Source organism: Caballeronia glebae (genome assembly GCF_001545035.1).
Classification (GTDB): domain Bacteria; phylum Pseudomonadota; class Gammaproteobacteria; order Burkholderiales; family Burkholderiaceae; genus Caballeronia; species Caballeronia glebae.
Map to the genome: position 1 here is coordinate 57,495 of NZ_FCOJ02000036.1, position 20,658 is coordinate 78,152.

Sequence of the window (20,658 nt, forward strand, 5' to 3'; positions counted from 1 at the left end):
CTCAGCGCTGCTGGCGGCACTGCTCGAAAAGACAGATCGCCGCCGCGGCCGCCACGTTCAGCGATTCCATACCGCCCGGCTGCGGAATCGTCACGCGATGCGTCACCGCATCGCGCCAGATTTGCGACACGCCCGCCCCTTCGTTGCCGAACACCCATGCGAGCGCGCCCGACAGGTCGCAATCATAGAGCGCGGCCGCGCCGTGCGAATCGGTGATGGTCACGGGTGCATCGAGTCGCGCGATCAGGTCCGCGGGCTCGACATCTTCGAAAATATCCAGCAGAAAATGCGCGCCCATGCCCGAGCGCAGCACTTTCGATGACCACGCGTACGCCGTCCCCGGCGCGCAAAACACACGCGTGATGCCCGCCGCCGCCGCGCTGCGCAGAATCGAGCCGACATTGCCGGCGTCTTGCACGCCATCGAGAATCACGCAGGTTTCGGCCACGCGCGCGGGCAACGCGGCGTCGATCTTTTCGACGAGCAACAGCATGCCCACGCCATGCACGACGCTCGAAAGCTGGCCGAAGAGCGCATCCGGCAACACGACGACACGCTTTTCCTCGATGCGCGCGACGATATCGCGCGCTTCCTCATGCGTGAGCGCGCCTTCGGTGACGACACAGGTTTCCGGCTGGCCCGACGCATCGAGATAAGCCGAAGCCAGATGCAGACCTTCGAGCAGCGCGTGGCCGCTTCTGCGCTGTTGCGCCGTCGATCCGGCGAGCGCCTTGATGCGCTTGTAGAGCGGGTTGTCCCGCGAAGTGATGGATTTCACGTTGATTCGGTGCCGCTCAGAACGCGAACGCGTCGGGATCGCCTTCGAGCGCCGACGCGGCCTGAAGCACTTCGGGCGCGACCGCGGGCAGCACCGAGCCGAACAGGATATGCGCCTCGCGCACCGGCGCGAACGAACGCCGATGATGCTCGCACGGCCCATGCTCACGCAGCGCCTTCAAATGTTGAGGCGTGCCATAGCCGGAATGCGTGGCGAAGCCGTACATCGGAAAAAATTCGTGCAGATCGACCAGCATGCGATCGCGCGTGACTTTGGCGAGAATCGATGCCGCCGAGATTTGCTTGATGAGCGCGTCGCCGCCGATCACCGCTTCGCTGCGGATCGACAGCGCCGGACAGCGGTTGCCATCGACTTTGACGAGCGTCGGCGCGACCGAAAGGCCTTCCACCGCGCGCTTCATCGCCAGCATGCTCGCGTGCAGGATGTTGATGGTGTCGATTTCCTCGACGCTCGCCGACGCGATGCAATACGCGAGCGCACGATCGACGATCTTCTCGTAAAGCTCTTCGCGCCTTTTCGCGCTTAGCGCCTTGGAATCGTCGAGACCGTTGATGCGCGGTCTGGCAGGGTCGAAGATCACCGCCGCCGCCACGACCGGACCGGCCAGCGGACCGCGCCCCGCCTCGTCGACGCCACACACGACGTCGAACGGCGAGCTGAAATCGAGTCCGGCCTGAGCCGAGCGTCTAGCGGCCATCACCGCGACCTCCGCTTTTCGAGCACCCGCGCCACGGCCTCGGCCGCTTTCTGCGACGTATTCTGACGCAGCGCGATATGCATGTCGGTGAAGATTTCCGTCAGGGTACGGCGGTTGGCGTCGTCGTTCAACTGTTTCAGCGTTGCGTCGGCGAGCGCTTCGGGCGTCGCGAAATGCTGCAGGATTTCGGGCACGACGAAGCGCCCCGCCAGAATGTTCGGCAAGCCGACATAGGGCAGATAACCCTGCCGCTTCATGATCTGACCCGTCAGCCAGGGCACCTTGTACGAGATCACCATCGGCTTCTTGAGCAGCGCCGCTTCTAGCGTCACCGTGCCGCTTTTTACGAGAATCGCGTCGGCGGCGGTCATCGCGGTTTGGGCGCGGCCGTCGGTGATCGTCAGCGACAAATGCGGATGCGCGTCCACGAGCGGCTGCAGCAGTTCGCGCAACGCCGGATTGGCCGCGGGCATCAGGAATCGTACGCCGGGCTCGCGAAGCTGCATCAGTTCCATCGCGTCGAAGAAGGTCGGGCCGATCAGCGCGATTTCCGAGCGACGGCTGCCCGGCAGCACGGCGATCACCGGACCGCCTTCCGCGATGCCGAGTTCGCGGCGCGCGCCCTTCACGTCAGGTTCGAGCGGAATCTCGTCGGCGAGCGGATGGCCGACATAGCTCGCCGCCACGCCCGACTTCTCCATCAACGCCATTTCGAACGGAAACACGCACAGCATGTGATCGACCGCTTTCACGATCTTCTTGATGCGGCCGCCGCGCCACGCCCAGATCGACGGACACACGAAATGCACGGTCGGAATGCCCGCTTCGCGCAGCGGCTGTTCGAGGCCGAAATTGAAATCGGGCGCGTCCACGCCGATGAACGCCGAGGGCGGCTCGGCAAGCAACTGCCGCTTGATTTCGTTGCGGATGCCGAGAATCTCGGGAATATGCTTGAGCGCTTCGACATAGCCGCGCACGGTCAGCTTGTCCATCGGCCAGTGCGCTTCGAAACCTTCGGCCGTCATGCGCGGGCCGCCGATACCGCTATAACGGGTGCCGTCCGGCAGGGTCTGCCGCAGGCCTTTGAGGAGCGATGCCGCGAGCAGGTCGCCGGACGGCTCGCCCGCGACCATCGCGATGCGTGGCGAATTAGTGATCAGGGTCATCGGACGGCGTGTCTAGCGGATGATGCCGCGCTGCGACGCCGCGATGAAATCGGAAAATGCCTTGACGGGCTCATCGCCCTCGCCGCCTGCCACGCTCAGTTCCTTCAGCTGCACCTTCGCCTCTTCGAGCGACAGACCGCTCTTGTAGACGATGCGATACGCCGAGCGCAGCGCCGAAATGGCCTCGGGCGTGAAGCCGCGGCGGCGCAGGCCTTCGATGTTGATGCCGTGCGGCTCCGCCTTGTTGCCCGCCGCGATCACGAAGGGCGGCACGTCCTGCACGAGCGCCGATGCGCCACCCAACATGGAATGCGCGCCGATACGCACGAACTGATGCACGCCCGACATGCCGCCGACGATCGCGTGATCGCCGACGAACACGTGTCCGGCCAATTGCGCGTTGCTCGACATGATGACGCTGTCGCCGAGCCGGCAGTCGTGGCCGACGTGCACGTAGGCCATGATCCAGCAGTCGCTGCCGATCGACGTCAGGCCCTGATCCTGCGCCGTGCCCGTGTGCAGCGTCGTGAATTCGCGGATCGTGTTGCGGTCGCCGATTTCGAGGCGCGTCGGCTCGCCCTTGTACTTCATGTCCTGCGGACGGCCGCCGATCGACGCGTAATGGCCGATGCGGTTATCGCGGCCGATCGTCGTCCGACCCTCGATCACACTGTGCGAGCCGATGGTCGTACCCGCGCCGATCACAACGTGCGAACCGACGATCGCGTACGGCCCGATTTCGACGGACTCGTCGAGCTGAGCGCCCGGCTCGATGATCGCGGTTGGGTGAATCTTGCTCATGCGCTTTTCGCCTTTGCGGTTCGTGCTGCCTGTTACGTTGAACGCGGAGTGAACACGAAGGCGCTCAGGCGTCCGCGTTCTTGACGGTACACATGAGCTCGGCTTCGGCGGCGATCACGCCGTCCACTTCGGCGTGCGCCTTGAACTTCCAGATGCTGCGCTTGTACCGCTCGAAAGTGGCGTTGAGGATCAGCTGATCGCCCGGCTCGACCACGCGCTTGAAGCGCGCACCGTCGATGCCGACGAAGTAATACAGCGTGTTGCCCGGATCGTGCGGCTCTTCCGCGAACGTCAGAAGCGCGGCGGTCTGCGCGAGCGCTTCGAGGATCAGCACGCCGGGCATTACCGGGCGCGTCGGAAAGTGACCCTGGAAGTACGGCTCGTTGATCGTCACGTTCTTCAACGCTTTGATGCTCTTGTGCGGCTCAAGTTCGAGCACGCGGTCCACGAGCAGGATCGGATAGCGATGCGGCAGCAGCGTGAGGATCTTATGGATGTCGAGATTGATTTTTTCTGTGCTCATGGTCGTTCTGCTCACGCGCGCGTCGGGCGCGGAAATTTGGATGGCGGGCCGTATCGGACGCCCGCCCGGGATTGTTAGCTCGCTTCGGCGGCTTTTACGGGCCCGCTCTTGCTTGAGGTTCGCTCTTTGTTCGAACCGTTCGAACGGACGTGGCGCTTATGCGCCGCCGCTCGTCTCATCGCGCTTGCCAGCATCGGCGAGTGCAGTTTCGAGCGCTTTGACGCGCTCGCGCATCTTGTCCAGATTGCGCATGATCGCCGCGCTCTTGTTCCAGTCCGCATGCGGCACGGCCGGAAACGCGCTCGTGTACATGCCGGCCTTCAGCAGCGACTTCGACACGCCCGATTGCGCCGTGACGATCACGTAATCGGCGAGCGTCACGTGCCCCGCGATGCCCACCGCGCCGCCGATCATGCAATGCTTGCCGATGTTCGTGCTGCCCGCAATGCCCGCACAGCCGGCGATAACCGTGTACGCGCCAATGCGACAGTTGTGACCGATCTGCACGAGGTTGTCGATCTTCACGCATTCCTCGATGACGGTGTCCGCCATCGCGCCGCGATCGATCGTCGTGTTCGCACCGATTTCCACGTCGTCGGCGATATCCACCGCGCCGACTTGCGGAATCTTGACCCAGCTTCCGGTGCGCGCATCGCCCTCGCCGACGAAATCCGGTGCGAAGCCAAAACCGTCCGCGCCGATCACCGCGCCTGCGTGCACGATCACGCGCGCACCGAACTTGCAGCCGTGATACACGGTGACGTTCGGATACAGATGCGCGTCGTCGCCGAGCTTCACGCCCCGGCCGATAACCACGCCCGCATCCAGCTTCACGCGTTCGCCGACGACCGCGCCTGCTTCCACCGTCACGTGCGGTCCGATCACGGCGCTTGCCGCAACTTTCGCGTCCGGGTCGATGTAGGCGCTCGGATGCACGCCTGGCTTCGCCTTGGGCGTCGCCAGGTCGATGAACGCCTGAGCCACGCGCGCGAAATAAGCGTAGGGGTTCGGCGTGACGATGAAATTACTGCCTGCGCGATTCGTCACCTTCTCAAGGTCGTCCGGGGAAATCAGCACTGCGCCGGCGTGAGTCGTCTCGACTTGCGGCAGATACTTCTGATTCGCGAGAAACGCGAGTTGCGTAGGGCCTGCCTTGTCGAGCGGCGCGAGACTTCCGACCGCGTGCGCGTCGTCGCCGGCCACCTCGCCGCCGAAGCGGCTTACAAGTTCGCCGAGCGTGATCGCCATGCCTGATGCCATCTCGTCTCAGTCCTCGTCAGTTCGGGCTCGTGAGCGAACCCGTGCCGGTCGCGCCCGCGGCCAGCGCCTTCAGCACCTGATCCGTAATGTCGATGCGGGGGCTCACGTACACCGCTTCCTGCACGATCAGGTCGTAGTGCTGCTGCTCGGCGATCTGCTTGATCACTTTGTTCGCACGCTCCAGCACCGCCGAGAGTTCCTCGTTACGGCGCTGGTTCAGGTCTTCGCGAAATTCGCGCTGCTTGCGCTGGAAGTCGGCGTCGAGCTGCGCGAGGTCGCGCTGACGCGCCGCGCGGTCGGCCGGCGCCATGGAAGAACCGTTCTTGTCGATGTTGTCCGAGATCGACTTCAGACGCTGTGCCATGTCCTGCAGCGCCTTGTCGCGCTTGGAAAATTCCTGCTCCAGCTTCGACTGAGCGGCCTTCGCCGCGGACGATTCTCGCAAAATGCGATCCGAATTGACCGCTGCGATGCGCGCTTCCTGGGCACTGGCGGACATCGCCGTAGCCAGGCCGAGAACCATCGACAACGCAAGCGCCAGCGCCCTATGTTTCGAATACTTACCGGTTCCCAAAGTGTTCCTCACGTTACGTCGAAAAAAATGAAGTTCGCGTTCATCGGCGGGCGGCTTAGAACGCCGTACCGATCTGGAACTGGAACTTCTGATACTGGTCGCCTTCATGCTTCTGCAGCGGGAAACCGAGGCTCAGCTTGAGCGGGCCGATCGGCGAGATCCACGCGAGACCCACACCGTAGCCGTAGCGCAAGCCGTTCGCACCGGTGCTCGTGCCGCCCTGGCCCGGGTCGCCCCAGACGTTACCGGCATCGAGGAAGGTGAAGACGCGCAGCGTGCGGTCGTAACCGGTGCCCGGCAGCGGGAACGTCAACTCGATATTACCCACCGCCATGCGCGAGCCGCCGATCGGGTCGTTGGTCGTGGCGTCGCGCGGACCCAGCGAGCTCGGCGAGTAGCCGCGCACCGAGCCGATACCACCCGCATAGTAGTTCTTGAAGATCGGGTACGTCTGGCCGTCGAGACCCTTGCCGTAGCCGCCCTGCAGGTTGAAGCCGATCACGAAGCCGCGCGCGAACGAGTAGTAATACTGGAACTGCGCGTCGAACTTGGCGTAGGTCGTGTTGCCGAGCGGCGTGCCGTATTCGGCGTTCGACTGAACATAGTAGCCGCGGCTCGGCACCAGCGCGCTGTCGCGATTGTCGCGCGACCAGCCCATTGTCAGCGGGTAGTTATTCACTACGCGGCCGAACTCCTTCACGTAGTTGATGTACGACGTCGGCGTGTTCGAGTCGACATCCATCGTGTTCTGTTCGGCGCCGACGCCGAAGAACACCGTGTCTTGTTCGGAGAACGGGATGCCGAACTTGGTGTCGGCGCCCATCGTCACGATCTTGAAGCTCGAATCGGTCGAATAGTACAGCGGCTGATACGTGCGGTAGTACAAGTCGGTGATGCGCTTGATGCCGTCGATCGTGAAGTACGGATCGACCTGTGTCACGGTCAGCGTGCGGTACGTCTTGGCGGTGTTCACGTTGACCGCGAGACTCGTGCCCGAACCGAACACGTTGTCCTGCGACACGCCCGCCGAGAGCACCACCTTGTCCGTCGAGGAGAAGCCCGCGCCCAGCGTGATCGCGCCGGTCGGCTTTTCCGCGACCTTCACGTCGACGTCGACCTGGTCGTTCGTGCCTTCCACGGGCGTCGTGGTGACGTCCACGTCGGTGAAGTAGCCGAGACGGTTGACACGATCCTTCGACAGCGCAAGGCGGCTCGAATCGAACCACGAGCTTTCGAGCTGGCGCATTTCGCGGCGCACCACTTCGTCACGCGTGCGCGTATTGCCAACGATGTTCACGCGCCGCACATACACGCGGCGGCTCGGATCGACCTGGAGCGTGAGCGCCACGGTGTGGTTCGCCTGATCGATCTGCGGCTGGGCGTTGACCTGCGCGAACGCGTAGCCGTATTCACCGAGCTTGTCGACGATCGCCTTGGTCGTCGCCTGCAGCTTTTCGGCCGAGAAACGCTCGCCCGGTTTGATCTTGATGAGCTTGTTGAACTCGGCCTGACGGTCGAGCAGATTGCCCGAGAGCGTGATGCTGCTGATCTTGTACGGCTCGCCTTCATGCACGGCGATCGTCAGATACATGTCCTTCTTGTCCGGCGAGATCGACACCTGCGTGGAGTCGATCGAGAACTCGAGGTAGCCGCGATTCAGGTAGTACGAGCGCACGTTTTCGAGGTCGCCCGTGAGCTTTTCCTTCGCGTAGAGATCGCTCTTCGTGTACCACGAGAACCAGTTCGGCGTGGAAAGCTGCATTTCGCCGTACAGCGTGCTCGAACTCACCGCCTTGTTGCCGACGAAGTTGATCTGGCGAATCTTCGCGCTCGGACCTTCCGCGACGGAGAACAGAATCGCGACGCGGTTACGGTCGACCGGCGTCACGGTGGTCGTGACTTCCGCCGCGTAATAGCCGCGCGTCAGGTACTGGCGCTTGAGTTCCTGCTCGGCCTTGTCGACGAGCGACTTGTCGTAAGAGCGGCCTTGCGACAGACCGACCGAGCGCAGCGCCTTCGTGAGGTTGTCCTTGTCGAACTCGTGCAGGCCCGCGAAGTCGATGGCCGAAATCGCCGGGCGCTCCTGCACCTGCACGATTACCACGTTGCCTTCTGTTGCGATCTGAACGTCGCTGAAGAAACCCGTCGCGTAGAGTGCGCGAATCGCTTCGGAGGCCTTGTCGTCGGTGAAGGTGTCGCCTTGCTTGACCGGCAGATAAGCGAACACGGAGCCAGGCTCGATGCGTTGGAGACCGTCGATCCGAATATCCTGCACGACGAACGGCGTGGTGGCGTGCGCCGCCATGCCCGTTGCGGCGAGTGCCGCGGCCACAGCCGTCTTAGGAACAAAGCGATGAGGTTTGAACAACGTGCTTCCCCAGTATTTAAAGCTGCATTCGTTCGGGCGGCCGCTCGAAAGGCGCCGCCAGAAATTGTCAAAGTGGATCAAAAACGAATCAGACGCGCGAGGTCATTGAATAGAGCGATCATCGACAGCGCGACGATGCAGACCAGGCCCGCCCTTTGCAGAACAAGCTGCCAGCGATCGGATACTGCCTTGCCGGTAACAGCCTCAACCAAATAATATAACAGATGGCCACCGTCCAAAACCGGAATCGGTAACAAGTTCAAGACCCCGAGGCTGATGCTCACGAGTGCGAGAAACGAAATGAAGGCCGACACACCGAGCCTTGCGCTCTTGCCCGCATAGTCGGCAATCGTGACCGGCCCCGAGAGATTCTTGAGCGACGCCTCGCCGGTGATCATCCGCCCGAACATGCGCAGCGAATACAGGCTGATGTCCCATGTGCGGTTCACGCCGAGCCGCAGGCTTTCGAGCGGACCGTAGCGCACGTCGACCATCGGCAACTGATTCGCGAGCGCGGCGCCGATACGGCCGATGTCCTTGCCCGTCGATGCATCGCGCTTTACGTCCGGCACGATCCGCACGGAATCCGGTTTGCCGTTGCGCTCGATTGTGAGCATCACCGGCTTGCCGCCATGCGCCTTCACGTAGTCGATAAAGCTCGTCGCGTTGTCGACGCCGCGGCCGTCGATCGCGCGCAGCATGTCGCCCGCCTTCAGCCCGCTCTTCTGCGCCGCGCTGCCCGCCTCGACGCCCGCGACCGTCAACGTGCCGCCGCCCGGAGCGAAGCCGAGCTTGTCCATGAAGTCCTGATCGGCTTGTTCGTCGGTGATGCCCGCGACCGTCACCGGAAAGTCGAAGTTGCCGTCGTGCGTCTTCGCCGTCAGCACGATGCGGCGTTGATCGAACGACGCGTCGAGCAGCTTCCAGCGCAGATCGGACCAGGAGCGGATCGAATGCGTCTCGCCGCCTTGCGCGTCGCGCAACGAAACAATGGTTTCGCCGCCTTCGAAGCCGGCGCGCGCCGCTGCCGTATCCGGCGCGGGCTGCGAAACGATCGCCGCGGGCTCGGTGACACCGCCCGCAAACACGGCGGCAAACAACACGATCGCCAGCAGAAAATTGGCTACCGGCCCCGCCGCGACGATCGCAATGCGTTTGCCCACGCTCTGACGGTTGAAGGCGCGCGGCAGATCCTCGGCGGGAATCGTCGTGCCGCTCTCGGGATCGATCTCGCGCTCGTCGAGCATCTTCACGTAGCCGCCGAGCGGCAGCGCGGCGATCGTCCACTCGACGCCGGTCTTCTTGTTGACCCACTGCACGAGCGGTTTGCCGAAGCCGACGGAGAAACGCAGCACTTTCACGCCACACAGCCGCGCGACGCTGTAGTGACCGAATTCGTGGACGACGACAAGCACGCCTATCGCGACGACGAAGGCGACGATTTCGGTCAGAAAGTTCATGACGGCCTCAATGGGCGATGGGTTCGGCGCCCGGCGCGCTCGCGGTGAGCTCTGCGACGAAGCGGGAGGCCAGACGCCGCGCATCGGCATCCGCGGCGAGGACGTGGGCCAGCGTCGCGGCGCTCGTGTTCGGCAGGGCGTTCAGCACGCGATCCACTACGTCGCCGATCGCCATGAAGCCGATGCGCCGATCGAGGAACGCTTCCACGGCGATTTCGTTCGCCGCGTTCAGCGCCGCGCTCGCGATGCCGCCCGCGTCGAGCGCGGCAATCGCCAGCGCGAGGCACGGGAAGCGCGTGAAGTCGGGCTTTTCGAACGTGAGCGTCGCGATCTGCGCGAGATCCAGCGGCGTAACGCCCGAATCGACACGATCAGGATACGCCAGTGCATGCGCGATGGGCGTGCGCATGTCCGGATTGCCGAGTTGCGCGAGCACCGAGCCGTCGGCGTAGGAAACCATCGAATGGATCACGCTCTGCGGATGAATCAGCACCTCGATGCGCGAGCCGGGCAGATTGAACAGCCAGTGCGCCTCGATGACTTCGAGGCCCTTGTTCATCATCGTCGCGGAATCGACCGAGATCTTGCGGCCCATCGCCCAGTTGGGATGCTTGACGGCTTCTTCGGGCGTGACGTTCACGAGCGTCGCGGGCTCGCGTGTGCGAAACGGACCGCCGGACGCCGTCAGAATGATCTTCGACACGCCGCCGTGCAGCTTCGCTTCCTTGTCCGCGCAAGGCGGCAGGCATTGGAACACGGCGTTGTGTTCGCTGTCGACCGGCAGCAAGATCGCGCCGTTGTCGTGCACTGCGTCCATGAAAATCTGCCCGGACATCACGAGCGCTTCCTTGTTCGCGAGCAGGATGCGCTTGCCAGCGCGCGCGGCGGCCAGCGTGGGCGCGAGGCCGGCCGCGCCGACGATGGCCGCGACCACCGTGTCGCACTGCGCCGCGCGAGCGACTTCGACGAGCGCTTCGGGGCCGTGCGCCACTTCGGTCTTGCAACCCTGCGCGCGCAACGCAGCCGCGACCTGCGCGGCCGTTTCGGCGTCGCCGACGACCGCCACTTCGGGCTGGAATTTCAGACATTGCGCAACGAGCTTGTCGCCGTTGCGGTGAGCGGTGAGCGCATAGACCGAGAAGCGGTCCGGATGCCGCGCCACGACGTCGAGCGTGCTATCGCCGATCGAGCCCGTGGAGCCGAGCAATGTGAGACGTGTTTGCATAAATTCTTCTCTCGCCGATTAGCCAAGCATGAGCAATGCGATCGGCAATACCGGCAACAATGCGTCGATGCGGTCGAGGACGCCGCCGTGACCCGGCAGGAGGCCGCTCGAGTCCTTGACGCCAGCCTGGCGTTTGAGCAGCGACTCGAACAGATCGCCGACCACGCTGAACGCGACCAGCACGGAAAGCGCAACGAACGAGCGATCCCAGCCGAGATGCCCGACGAAGGCCGTGAATACGGTGGGCGCATAAAAGCCGGTGGCGGCGGCAATCGCGCCGATGACGATGACGGCGAGCCACCCGCCGACGGCGCCCTCCCAGGTCTTGCCCGGGCTGATCGACGGGGCGAGTTTGTGGCGGCCGAGCGCTTTTCCGGCGAAGTATGCGCCTATATCAGCCAGCCAGACTACTAGCAGAAGCGATAGCACGAAGGCCACGCCCCGCATGCGCGCGTCGACGACCGCGTGCCAGCAGGCCAGGAACACGACGATACCGGCGAAAAGCAGGAACGCGCGCCACGCGTGGGCGGCCAGCGCGGGCTTGCGCAGCAATGCGTAGGGACCCGCCAGCACCCAGAAGATCCCGGCCATCTGGTACAGCGGCGTCGATTTGATCCCGAGAAACGTGCTGAAAATGAGCGCGAGCCCCGCGACGAGCGCGTAAGCAATCGGCCCCGCTCCGTTCAGCTTGAGGAGCCGCCCCCATTCCCAGGCCGCGAACACGACCACGAACCCGATCAGCGCTCCGAATGCGCCGATCGGCGCAAACAGCGTGATCGGCACGAGTACGGCGAGCAGGACGATTGCCGTGATGACACGGGTTCTTAGCATGAAAGGGTGTCGGCCTTCTGCGATTGGGAAGCGAGTTGCGCGCTCGTGCGCCCGAAGCGGCGCTCACGGTCGCCGTAGGACGCGATGGCGCGATCCAGGGCGTCGGCGTCGAAGTCGGGCCAGTAGGTGTCGGTGAAATAGAACTCGGCGTAAGCGAGTTGCCACAGTAGGAAGTTGCTGATGCGCTGCTCGCCGCCCGTGCGGATGAAGAGATCCGGCTCCGGCGCGTAGGCCATCGCGAGATGCGCGGCGAACGATTCGTCGTCCACGCGCGCGGGCACGCCCGACTCCAGAGACTCGGCGATGAGCTTCTTCGTCGCCTGCATGATGTCCCAGCGCCCGCCGTAGTTCGCGGCAATGGTCAGCGTAAGGCGGGTGTTACGGGCCGTCTTGGTCTCAGCGCGTTGAATGAGCGCGCGGATGCGGTCGTCGAACATGGAAGTGTCGCCGACCACGCGCAGACGGATGCCGTTTGCGTGCAGCTTGCCGATCTCGCGTTCGAGCGCGGTCACGAACAGACGCATGAGGAAGGACACTTCGTCGGTCGGACGACGCCAGTTCTCGGAACTGAACGCGAACAGCGTGACGAATTCGACGCCGCGCCGCGCGCAGCTTTCGACGGTCGCACGGACCGCATCGACGCCACGCGTATGACCGGCGACGCGCGGGAGACGCCGCTCCGTCGCCCATCGGCCATTGCCGTCCATGATGATCGCGATGTGACGCGGGACAGCCGCGACATCGGGCACGGCAACGGTGGAGCTGGTATAGGTCATGGCCGCTGAATCTGGGAATCTGAAGAAGTGAGCGCCAGCCCGGATGCACACGCGCCCGGGGCTGGCAAAACCGTTTCTACGGCCTCACACCGTCATGATCTCGGCCTCTTTGGTCTGAACGAGCTTGTCGATCTCGGCGACGAACTTGTCGGTGAACTTCTGTACTTCTTCGCTCGAACGGCGCTCGTCGTCTTCCGAAATCTCTTTGTCCTTCACGAGTTTCTTCAGTTGTTCGTTCGCGTCGCGGCGCAGATTGCGCACGGCGATCTTGGCGCTCTCGCCTTCGCTCTTCACGACCTTTGTGAGTTCGCGGCGGCGCTCTTCGGTCAGCGCGGGCATCGGCACGCGGATTTGGTCGCCCTGCGTAGCCGGGTTCAGACCGAGATCCGATTCGCGGATCGCCTTCTCGACCACGGGGACCATCTTCTTTTCCCACGGCTGCACGCCGATCGTGCGCGCGTCGACGAGCGTCATGTTCGCGACCTGGGAGATGGGTACGTTCGAGCCGTAGTAGTCGACCTGGATGTGGTCCAGCAGCCCGGTGTGGGCGCGACCCGTGCGAATTTTGGCGAGATCGGCCTTGAACGCTTCGATCGACCGCTGCATCTTCTGGTCGACGCCTTTTTTGATGTCAGCCACACTCATTTTGAACCTCCAAACCTAAGTTTTACCGGCGATAACGGCGCATTGTCGCGCGGGGCTTGCCGCCCGCTGCGCGGCGCCGGATATCGCGAGAGTTTACACGTGGACGAGCGTCCCTTCGTCGTCGCCCTGCACGATGCGCTTCAAGGCGCCCGGCTTCGTGATGGAAAACACGCGAATCGGCAGCTTCTGGTCGCGGCACAGTGCGAACGCGGTGGCATCCATTACCTGAAGATTCTTGCCGATCGCCTCGTCGAAGCTGATCGTGTTGTAGCGCGTCGCGTGCGGATCCTTCTTCGGGTCGGCGGAGTATACGCCATCGACCTTCGTCGCCTTCAAGACCACTTCGGCGCCGATTTCCGAGCCGCGCAGCGCGGCCGCCGTGTCCGTCGTGAAGAACGGGTTGCCCGTGCCGGCCGCGAAGATCACGACCTTGCCCTCTTCCAACTGGCGGATCGCGCGGGGGCGGATGTACGGCTCGACCACCTGATCCATGCGCAGCGCCGACTGCACGCGCGCTTCGATGCCCGCGTGGCGCATGGCGTCCTGCAGCGCGAGCGCGTTCATCATCGTGGCGAGCATGCCCATGTAGTCGGCCGTCGCGCGATCCATGCCGGCCGCACCGCCCGCGACACCGCGGAAGATATTGCCGCCACCGATCACGACGGCCAGTTGCGTCCCGATCCGCACCACCTCCGCGACATCCGCCACCATCCTTTCGATTGTTGCGCGATTGATGCCGAAAGCATCGTCTCCCATCAGGGCTTCGCCGGAGAGCTTGAGGAGTACGCGTTTGTAGGCTGTGGGCATATGAGTTTCCGATCGCGCCGAGAGGGGTTGCAACAACGTAGAACTGTAGGGGTGAAACATTACTTACCGCAAGCGGGCCGGATCGGGCGGCGGGCGCGGCAGATCAGGGTTTTCCCTAGCCTGCCGCGCCCGCTGCTCGTGCGAACCGGATCGCTGAATTGATGCGGCGGAATATCCGCCGCGGTACTGCGGGCTCGATGCGCGGCCGCGCCATGACAGCACACGCGGCTTAAGCGAGCCTTAGCGGGCCTTAGGACTGCTTGGCCGCCGCGACTTGCGCCGCCACTTCAGCCGCGAAGTCGTCTTGACGCTTCTCGATGCCCTCGCCGACCACGAACAGCGCGAACTTCTGCACCGATGCGTTGCCGGCCTTGAGCATCTGCTCGATCGTCTGCTTGTCGTTCTTCACGAACGGCTGGTTCAGCAGCGACACTTCCTTCAGGTACTTCTGGATCGAACCGTCGACCATCTTCGCGACGATCTCGGCCGGCTTGCCCGACTCGGCGGCCTTCTGCTCGGCAATGCTGCGTTCCTTCGCGATCAGGTCGGCCGGCACTTCGTCCGACGACAGCGAGACCGGCTTCATCGCGGCGATGTGCATCGCGACGTCCTTGCCGACCTGCTCGGCCGCGCCGGTGAACTCGACCATCACGCCGATGCGCGAGCCGTGCAGGTACGACGCGATCTTGTTCGCGGTTTCGAAGCGCACGAAACGGCGGATCGAAAGGTTTTCGCCGATCTTGCCCACGAGCGCGAGACGCACTGCGTCGACCGTCGAGCTTTCGAGCGGCAGAGCGGACAGCGCCGCGACGTCGGCCGGATTCTGCTTGGCCACGAGTTCGGCAATCGTCTTGCCGAATGCCAGGAAGTCGTCGTTCTTCGCGACGAAGTCGGTTTCGCAGTTCAGCTCGACGAGCGCGCCCACGCCGCCTTCGACGTGCGCCGTCACGATGCCTTCAGCCGTCACGCGCGATGCCGCCTTGGTCGCCTTGTTGCCGAGCTTCACGCGCAGCAACTCTTCCGCGCGCGCCATGTCGCCGTCGGCTTCCGTCAGCGCCTTCTTGCATTCCATCATCGGCGCATCGGTCTTCGCGCGCAGTTCTGCCACCATGCTTGCGGTAATTGCCGCCATCATTCGCTCCTTGAGTCTGTTTGATACGTGCCGCCGGCTCTACGACTCGCCCGCGGCAGGAAAATAGGCATTTCAATCGCACCGGCTAAAAAAAAGGGGCCTTTCGCAAAGCCCCCTTTTTTGTCGGCCGCAGGGCTCGATTACGCCTCTGCGTTGACCTCGACGAACTCGTCGCCGTCGCCGCCGCCACGCACAGCCTGGACAACGTCGTTCACCGCATTCGCGCGGCCTTCGAGGATCGCGTCGGCTGCGCCCTGGGCGTACAGCGCCACGGCCTTGGACGCGTCGTCGTTACCCGGGATCACGTAGTCGATGCCTTCCGGCGAGTGGTTCGTGTCGACCACGGCGATGACCGGAATGCCGAGCTTCTTCGCTTCGGTAACGGCAATCTTGTGGTAGCCGACGTCGATCACGAAGATCGCGTCCGGAATGCCGCCCATGTCCTTCACGCCGCCGATCGACTTTTGCAGCTTGACCATTTCACGATCGAACAAGAGCGCTTCCTTCTTGCTCATGCGCTCAGTTTCGCCCGATTCAACGGCCGCTTCCATGTCCTTCAGGCGCTTGATCGAAACCTTCAGCGTCTTGAAGTTGGTCAGCATGCCGCCGAGCCAGCGGGCGTTGACGAACGGCATACCAGCGCGCGCTGCTTCCAGTGCGATCGTGTCGCGCGACTGACGCTTCGTGCCGACGAAAAGAATCGTGCCGCGATTCGCTGCCAACTGGCGCACATACTTCAGCGCGTCGTTGTAGAGCGGCAGCGTCTTTTCGAGATTGATAATGTGAATCTTGTTGCGATGACCGAAGATGTACGGGGCCATCTTCGGGTTCCAGAAGCGCGTTTGGTGACCGAAGTGGACACCGGCTTCCAGCATTTGACGCATCGTGACTGCCATGAAAATTCTCCGCGAGGGTTAGGTCTTAAGCCGGCTGCCGCATCCCGCGCCCGGTGCTTTTCGCTTTCCGGACGCCGGACACCCTGGGTGCGCCGGCTTGCGTATCGACTCGAATATTCGACTTGAACATTCGCCAAGCCGCGATTCCGCCGATCTTCGATTTCAATCTGACTGCCTTATGGAAGCCTCATGGAATCGTGACGGCAATTTGAATTGCGCTTAGCCTTCGAGTATAGCATGCGAGCATTGGCCGGCTCAAGCAGCACGACCGATCCGAATTCCGCGCGCGCTTCGCGTCCGGCCCGTGGGCGCTACGCCGTCGCCTCAAACTATCCGGGTGCGGCACGTTTCCTAAGGTGCGATAATGCCGCTTTCGCGGCTCACTGCCGCATATACGCAATTCCGGGCCAAGTTATGTCCATTACGCTGAAAAACGAACACGATATCGCGCAAATGCGCGTCGCCTGCCGGCTCGCCAGCGAAGTGCTCGATTTCATCACGCCGCATATCGTTCCGGGCGTGACGACCGAGGAACTCGATCGCCTCTGCCACGAATACATGGTGAAGGAACAGGGCACCGTTCCCGCACCGCTGAATTATCAGCCGCCCGGCTATCCGCCGTACCCGAAGGCCACCTGCATCTCCGTGAACGACGTGATCTGTCACGGCATCCCCGGCGAAAAGGTGCTGAAGAACGGCGACGCGCTCAATATCGACATCACGGTTATCAAGAACGGTTATTTCGGCGACACGAGCCGCATGTTCATCGTCGGCGAGGGTTCGATTCTGGCCCGACGTCTCGTGCAGACGACCTTCGACTGCATGTGGCTCGGCATCGATCAGGTGCGCCCGGGCGCGCATCTCGGCGATATCGGCGCGGCGATCCAGAAGCACGCCGAATCGCAGGGTTACAGCGTCGTGCGCGAATATTGCGGCCACGGCATCGGCCAGGTGTTCCACGAGGAGCCGCAGGTGCTGCACTACGGCCGCGCGGGCACGGGCATCGAATTGCAGGCGGGCATGATCTTCACCGTCGAGCCGATGATCAACGCCGGCCGCCGCGAAATCCGCACGATGCCGGACCAGTGGACCGTCAAGACGCGCGACCGCAGCCTTTCGGCGCAATGGGAGCACACGGTGCTCGTCACGCCGACCGGCTATGAAGTGCTGACCGTTTCGGCGGACACACAGGCGCCGTCGCAACTGATCGCGGCGACGGCCTGATTGCGAATTCTCCGGCGCCCGCCGTGTCTGCACGCGGGCGCATCCCTCCGCCGTTCCTCGCCACTTTCCATCTATGAGCGTCACCGTCGCCGTCGCCACGCCCTGTGAATCGTTGCGCGCCGCCTACAAGGTGGCGAAGGCGGCGCTCATCGAACGCTTTCAGGTGGGCTCGAACGTCGAGCCGCTGATGCGCGCGCTCGCCCGCGCCACGGACGACGCGCTCAAAGGCGCCTGGACCGCCTGCGACATGCCGGACAACGCCGCGCTGGTCGCGGTCGGCGGTTACGGACGCGGCGAACTCGCGCCTTACTCCGACGTCGACATCCTCGTTCTCCTGCCCGACGCGTCGCCGCAAGACAGCGATGCGGCGCTCAACGGCCGCGTCGAGAGATTCATCGGCATGGCGTGGGATCTCGGGCTCGATATCGGCAGCAGCGTGCGCTCGGTCGAGCAATGCATCGCCGAGGCGGGCAACGACATCACTGTGCAGACGTCGCTGCTCGAAGCGCGACGGATCTGCGGCGATACGCAGCTTTTTCAGCGCTTCTCGGCGCGTTATCGCGAGACGCTCGATCCGCGCGCGTTCTTCCAGGCGAAGGTGCTGGAAATGCGCCAGCGGCACGCGAAGTTTCAGGACACGCCTTACAGCCTCGAACCGAACATCAAGGAAAGTCCCGGCGGCCTGCGCGATCTGCAACTGATCCTCTGGATTGCGCGCGGGGCGGGCTTCGGCAGCAGCTGGCGCGAACTCGACGAGCGCGGGCTCATCACCGAGCGCGAAGCGCGCGAACTGCGCCGCAACGAGGGCTTTCTGAAGGCGCTGCGAGCGCGCTTGCACGTGATCGCGAAGCGCCGCCAGGACATTCTCGTCTTCGATTTGCAGACGCCGCTCGCGGAAAGTTTCGGCTTCAAGGCGACCGCCGCCAAGCGCGCGAGCGAACAGCTGATGCGCCGTTATTACTGGGCGGCGAAGGCGGTCACGCAGCTCGCGACCATCCTGATCCAGAACGTCGAGGCGCAGCTTTTTCCGTCGACGAGCGGCATCACGCGCGTGCTCAGCGGTCGATTCGTCGAGAAGCAGGGCATGCTGGAAATCGCCCGCGACGATGTCTTCGAGCGCGAGCCGCACGCCATTCTCGAAGCGTTTTTGCTGTACGAGCAGACGCGCGGCATCAAGGGATTTTCGGCGCGCACGTTGCGGGCGATCTACAACGCACGCGATCTGATGAACCGCGACTGGCGGCGCGACCCGGAAAATCGCCGGCTTTTCATGGAGATTCTCAAGCAGCCCGACGGCATCACGCACGCGTTTCGCCTAATGAACCAGACGAGCGTGCTCGGGCGGTATCTGCTGAACTTCCGGCGCATCGTCGGACAGATGCAGCACGATCTGTATCACGTCTACACCGTCGACCAGCATATCCTGATGGTGCTGCGCAATCTGCGTCGCTTCGCGATTGCCGAGCACGCGCACGAGTATCCGTTCTGCAGTCAGTTGATGGGCAATTTCGAGCGCCCGTGGGTGCTCTACGTCGCGGCGCTCTTTCACGATATCGCGAAAGGCCGCGGCGGCGACCATTCGACGCTCGGCATGGCCGATGCCCGGCGCTTCTGCCGCGAGCACGGCATCGGGCATGAAGATACCGAGCTCGTCGTGTGGCTGGTGCAGCAGCATCTGACGATGAGTCAGGTCGCGCAGAAGCAGGACACGAGCGATCCGGACGTCATCAAACAGTTCGCGTCGATCGTGCAGACCGAGCGGCGGCTGACGGCGTTGTACCTGCTGACCGTCGCCGATATTCGCGGCACGAGCCCGAAGGTCTGGAACAACTGGAAGGGCAAGCTTCTGGAGGATCTCTTTCGCGCGACGCAGGCCGTGCTCGGCGGCGCGCAGACCGATGCGCATTCCGAACTCAAGTCGCGGCAGGAAGCGGCGCTCGCGCTGCTGCGCCTCGAAACGGTCCCGGAAGGCGCGCAAAAACGCCTGTGGGATCAGCTCGACGTGGGCTATTTCCTGCGTCACGATCCGGCCGACATCGCGTGGCAGACGCGCGTGCTCTACCGGCACGTGGGCAGCGAAGCGCCGATCGTGCGCGCGCGGCCCTCGCCCATCGGCGCGGCGCTGCAAGTGCTCGTCTACGTGAAGGACCGGCCCGATCTCTTTGCCGGCATCTGCGCATATTTCGACAAAAACGGGCTTTCCGTGCTCGATGCCCGCGTGACGACCACGCGCCACGGCTATGCGCTCGACAACTTCCTCGTCGCGCATCCCGATCATGACGGGAGTTATCGCGACATCGCCAATCTCGTCGAACAGCAACTGGCCGCGCTGCTCACGGACGAGCGTATTCTCCCGGAACCGTCGAAGGGCCGCGTGTCGCGGCTCGTGCGCACGTTTCCGATCACCCCGCGCGTGGACCTGCGTCCCGACGACCGCGGCCAGTACTACATCCTCTCCGTGTCGGCCAACGACCGGCAGGGCCTTCTTTATTCAATCGCGCGCGTTCTGGCGCAACATCGGATCGGCGTGCAGGCGGCACGGATCAACACGCTCGGCGAACGCGTCGAGGACGTGTTTCTGCTCGACGGCAAAAGCCTGTCGAGCAACCGCACCCAGATCCAGGTGGAAACCGAACTGCTGCGCGCGATCGCAGCCTGAGACTTTATGCGCGTCAAACTGACAGCCAAACATCCGCGTGCCTCTTCGGCGACGCGTTCGCCGGTTCGAGCCGGCACGATCACCGGGCGCAAGCCCGCTCGCGCACCGGCGCCGGACGAGGCGCGTCCCAAGCGCCCGAGCCAGCAGGGCGACAGGCGCAGCGATGCGCCGCGTGAACCGCGTGCTTTCAAGCCGCGCGGCGACGATTCGCGTCCCGCTTTCGGTGAACGCGGTCCGCGCAAGTCGTTCGGAGATCGTCCGGCACCGCGTGGCGAGCGCCCTTCGAGTAGCGATGAGCGTCGCCCGTTCAAACCGCGTGGCGACGATTCGCGTCCCGCTTTCGGTGAACGCGGCCCGCGCAAGTCGTTCGAGGGCCGTCCGGCTCCGCGTGGCGAGCGCCCATCAGGTGGCGATGAACGTCGCACGTTCAAGCCGCGCGGCGACGATTCGCGTCCCGCTTTCGGTGAACGCGGTCCGCGCAAGTCGTTCGAGGGCCGTCCGGCTCCGCGCGGCGAACGCCCATCGGGTGGCGATGAGCGTCGCCCGTTCAAGCCGCGCGGCGACGATTCGCGCCCCGCTTTCGGTGAGCGCGGCCCGCGCAAGTCGTTCGAAGATCGGCCAGCACCGCGTGGCGAGCGCCCATCGGGTAGCGATGAGCGTCGCCCGTTCAAGCCGCGCGGCGACGATTCGCGTCCCGCTTTCGGTGAACGCGGTCCGCGCAAGTCGTTCGGAGATCGTCCAGCACCGCGTGGCGAGCGCCCATCGGGTAGCGATGAGCGTCGCCCGTTCAAGCCGCGCGGCGACGATTCGCGTCC

Annotated in this window: 19 protein-coding genes; 2 read left to right on the top strand and 17 right to left on the bottom strand. The window is 63.9% G+C overall.

Going from position 1 to position 20,658, the window contains the following annotated elements; translation table 11 throughout:
* Position 1 precedes the first annotated feature (1 nt).
* From AWB82_RS22915 to rpsB, 16 genes are all read right to left on the bottom strand, one after another.
* Complete coding sequence (locus AWB82_RS22915) at positions 2-778, bottom strand: TrmH family RNA methyltransferase (RefSeq protein WP_086971298.1); 777 nt, start codon at positions 776-778, stop codon at positions 2-4.
* A gap of 16 nt (positions 779-794) precedes the next feature.
* Positions 795-1,496 (bottom strand): ribonuclease HII, encoded by a 702-nt coding sequence (rnhB, locus tag AWB82_RS22920; RefSeq protein WP_086971300.1) that lies wholly within the window; start codon positions 1,494-1,496, stop codon positions 795-797.
* Entirely contained in the window at positions 1,496-2,662 is a 1,167-nt protein-coding gene (gene lpxB, locus AWB82_RS22925; RefSeq protein ID WP_086971303.1) for a lipid-A-disaccharide synthase, read from the bottom strand. The genes rnhB and lpxB overlap by 1 nt, the downstream gene beginning before the upstream one ends.
* 12 nt (positions 2,663-2,674) lie before the next feature.
* Positions 2,675-3,463 (bottom strand): acyl-ACP--UDP-N-acetylglucosamine O-acyltransferase, encoded by a 789-nt coding sequence (gene lpxA / locus AWB82_RS22930; protein ID WP_086971305.1) that lies wholly within the window; start codon positions 3,461-3,463, stop codon positions 2,675-2,677.
* Positions 3,464-3,527: 64 nt separating this feature from the next.
* Positions 3,528-3,986 carry a 3-hydroxyacyl-ACP dehydratase FabZ gene (gene fabZ, locus AWB82_RS22935; RefSeq protein WP_086971307.1) on the bottom strand — a complete coding sequence of 153 codons (459 nt, stop codon included), beginning with the start codon at positions 3,984-3,986 and terminating at the stop codon, positions 3,528-3,530.
* 156 nt (positions 3,987-4,142) lie between these two features.
* Positions 4,143-5,234 (bottom strand): UDP-3-O-(3-hydroxymyristoyl)glucosamine N-acyltransferase, encoded by a 1,092-nt coding sequence (lpxD, locus tag AWB82_RS22940; RefSeq protein ID WP_086971309.1) that lies wholly within the window; start codon positions 5,232-5,234, stop codon positions 4,143-4,145.
* 28 nt (positions 5,235-5,262) lie between these two features.
* Positions 5,263-5,769: an OmpH family outer membrane protein gene (locus AWB82_RS22945; protein ID WP_086971311.1), complete on the bottom strand. Its 507-nt coding sequence runs from the start codon at positions 5,767-5,769 to the stop codon at positions 5,263-5,265.
* Positions 5,770-5,875: 106 nt separating this feature from the next.
* Positions 5,876-8,188: an outer membrane protein assembly factor BamA gene (gene bamA / locus AWB82_RS22950; RefSeq protein WP_086971338.1), complete on the bottom strand. Its 2,313-nt coding sequence runs from the start codon at positions 8,186-8,188 to the stop codon at positions 5,876-5,878.
* Between the two features lie 77 nt (positions 8,189-8,265).
* Positions 8,266-9,648, bottom strand: coding sequence for an RIP metalloprotease RseP (rseP, locus tag AWB82_RS22955; RefSeq protein ID WP_086971312.1), 1,383 nt, complete (start codon positions 9,646-9,648; stop codon positions 8,266-8,268).
* A gap of 7 nt (positions 9,649-9,655) precedes the next feature.
* Positions 9,656-10,873, bottom strand: a complete 1,218-nt coding sequence (locus tag AWB82_RS22960; RefSeq protein WP_086971314.1) for a 1-deoxy-D-xylulose-5-phosphate reductoisomerase — start codon at positions 10,871-10,873, stop codon at positions 9,656-9,658.
* An 18-nt stretch (positions 10,874-10,891) separates the two neighbouring features.
* Positions 10,892-11,704 carry a phosphatidate cytidylyltransferase gene (locus AWB82_RS22965; RefSeq protein WP_086971315.1) on the bottom strand — a complete coding sequence of 271 codons (813 nt, stop codon included), beginning with the start codon at positions 11,702-11,704 and terminating at the stop codon, positions 10,892-10,894.
* Positions 11,698-12,480, bottom strand: a complete 783-nt coding sequence (gene uppS, locus AWB82_RS22970; protein WP_086971317.1) for a polyprenyl diphosphate synthase — start codon at positions 12,478-12,480, stop codon at positions 11,698-11,700. Before uppS ends, AWB82_RS22965 begins: the two co-directional genes overlap by 7 nt.
* A gap of 84 nt (positions 12,481-12,564) precedes the next feature.
* Positions 12,565-13,125: a ribosome recycling factor gene (gene frr, locus AWB82_RS22975; RefSeq protein WP_086971319.1), complete on the bottom strand. Its 561-nt coding sequence runs from the start codon at positions 13,123-13,125 to the stop codon at positions 12,565-12,567.
* Positions 13,126-13,218: 93 nt separating this feature from the next.
* On the bottom strand, positions 13,219-13,932 hold the full coding sequence (gene pyrH, locus AWB82_RS22980; protein ID WP_086971321.1) for a UMP kinase: 714 nt from the start codon (positions 13,930-13,932) through the stop codon (positions 13,219-13,221).
* A gap of 250 nt (positions 13,933-14,182) precedes the next feature.
* Positions 14,183-15,064, bottom strand: coding sequence for a translation elongation factor Ts (gene tsf / locus AWB82_RS22985; RefSeq protein WP_086971323.1), 882 nt, complete (start codon positions 15,062-15,064; stop codon positions 14,183-14,185).
* A 140-nt stretch (positions 15,065-15,204) separates the two neighbouring features.
* Positions 15,205-15,960, bottom strand: a complete 756-nt coding sequence (gene rpsB, locus AWB82_RS22990) for a 30S ribosomal protein S2 (protein ID WP_086971325.1) — start codon at positions 15,958-15,960, stop codon at positions 15,205-15,207.
* Positions 15,961-16,374: 414 nt separating this feature from the next.
* Here rpsB and map point away from each other — a divergent pair, with 414 nt between their 5' ends.
* Both map and AWB82_RS23005 read left to right on the top strand, forming a co-directional pair.
* Positions 16,375-17,184, top strand: a complete 810-nt coding sequence (map, locus tag AWB82_RS23000) for a type I methionyl aminopeptidase (protein ID WP_086971326.1) — start codon at positions 16,375-16,377, stop codon at positions 17,182-17,184.
* A gap of 73 nt (positions 17,185-17,257) precedes the next feature.
* Entirely contained in the window at positions 17,258-19,843 is a 2,586-nt protein-coding gene (locus tag AWB82_RS23005; RefSeq protein WP_086971328.1) for a [protein-PII] uridylyltransferase, read from the top strand.
* A 402-nt stretch (positions 19,844-20,245) separates the two neighbouring features.
* Here AWB82_RS23005 and AWB82_RS37720 read toward each other — a convergent pair.
* On the bottom strand, positions 20,246-20,658 hold a 413-nt coding region (locus AWB82_RS37720; protein ID WP_159462619.1), incomplete at its 5' end, for a hypothetical protein.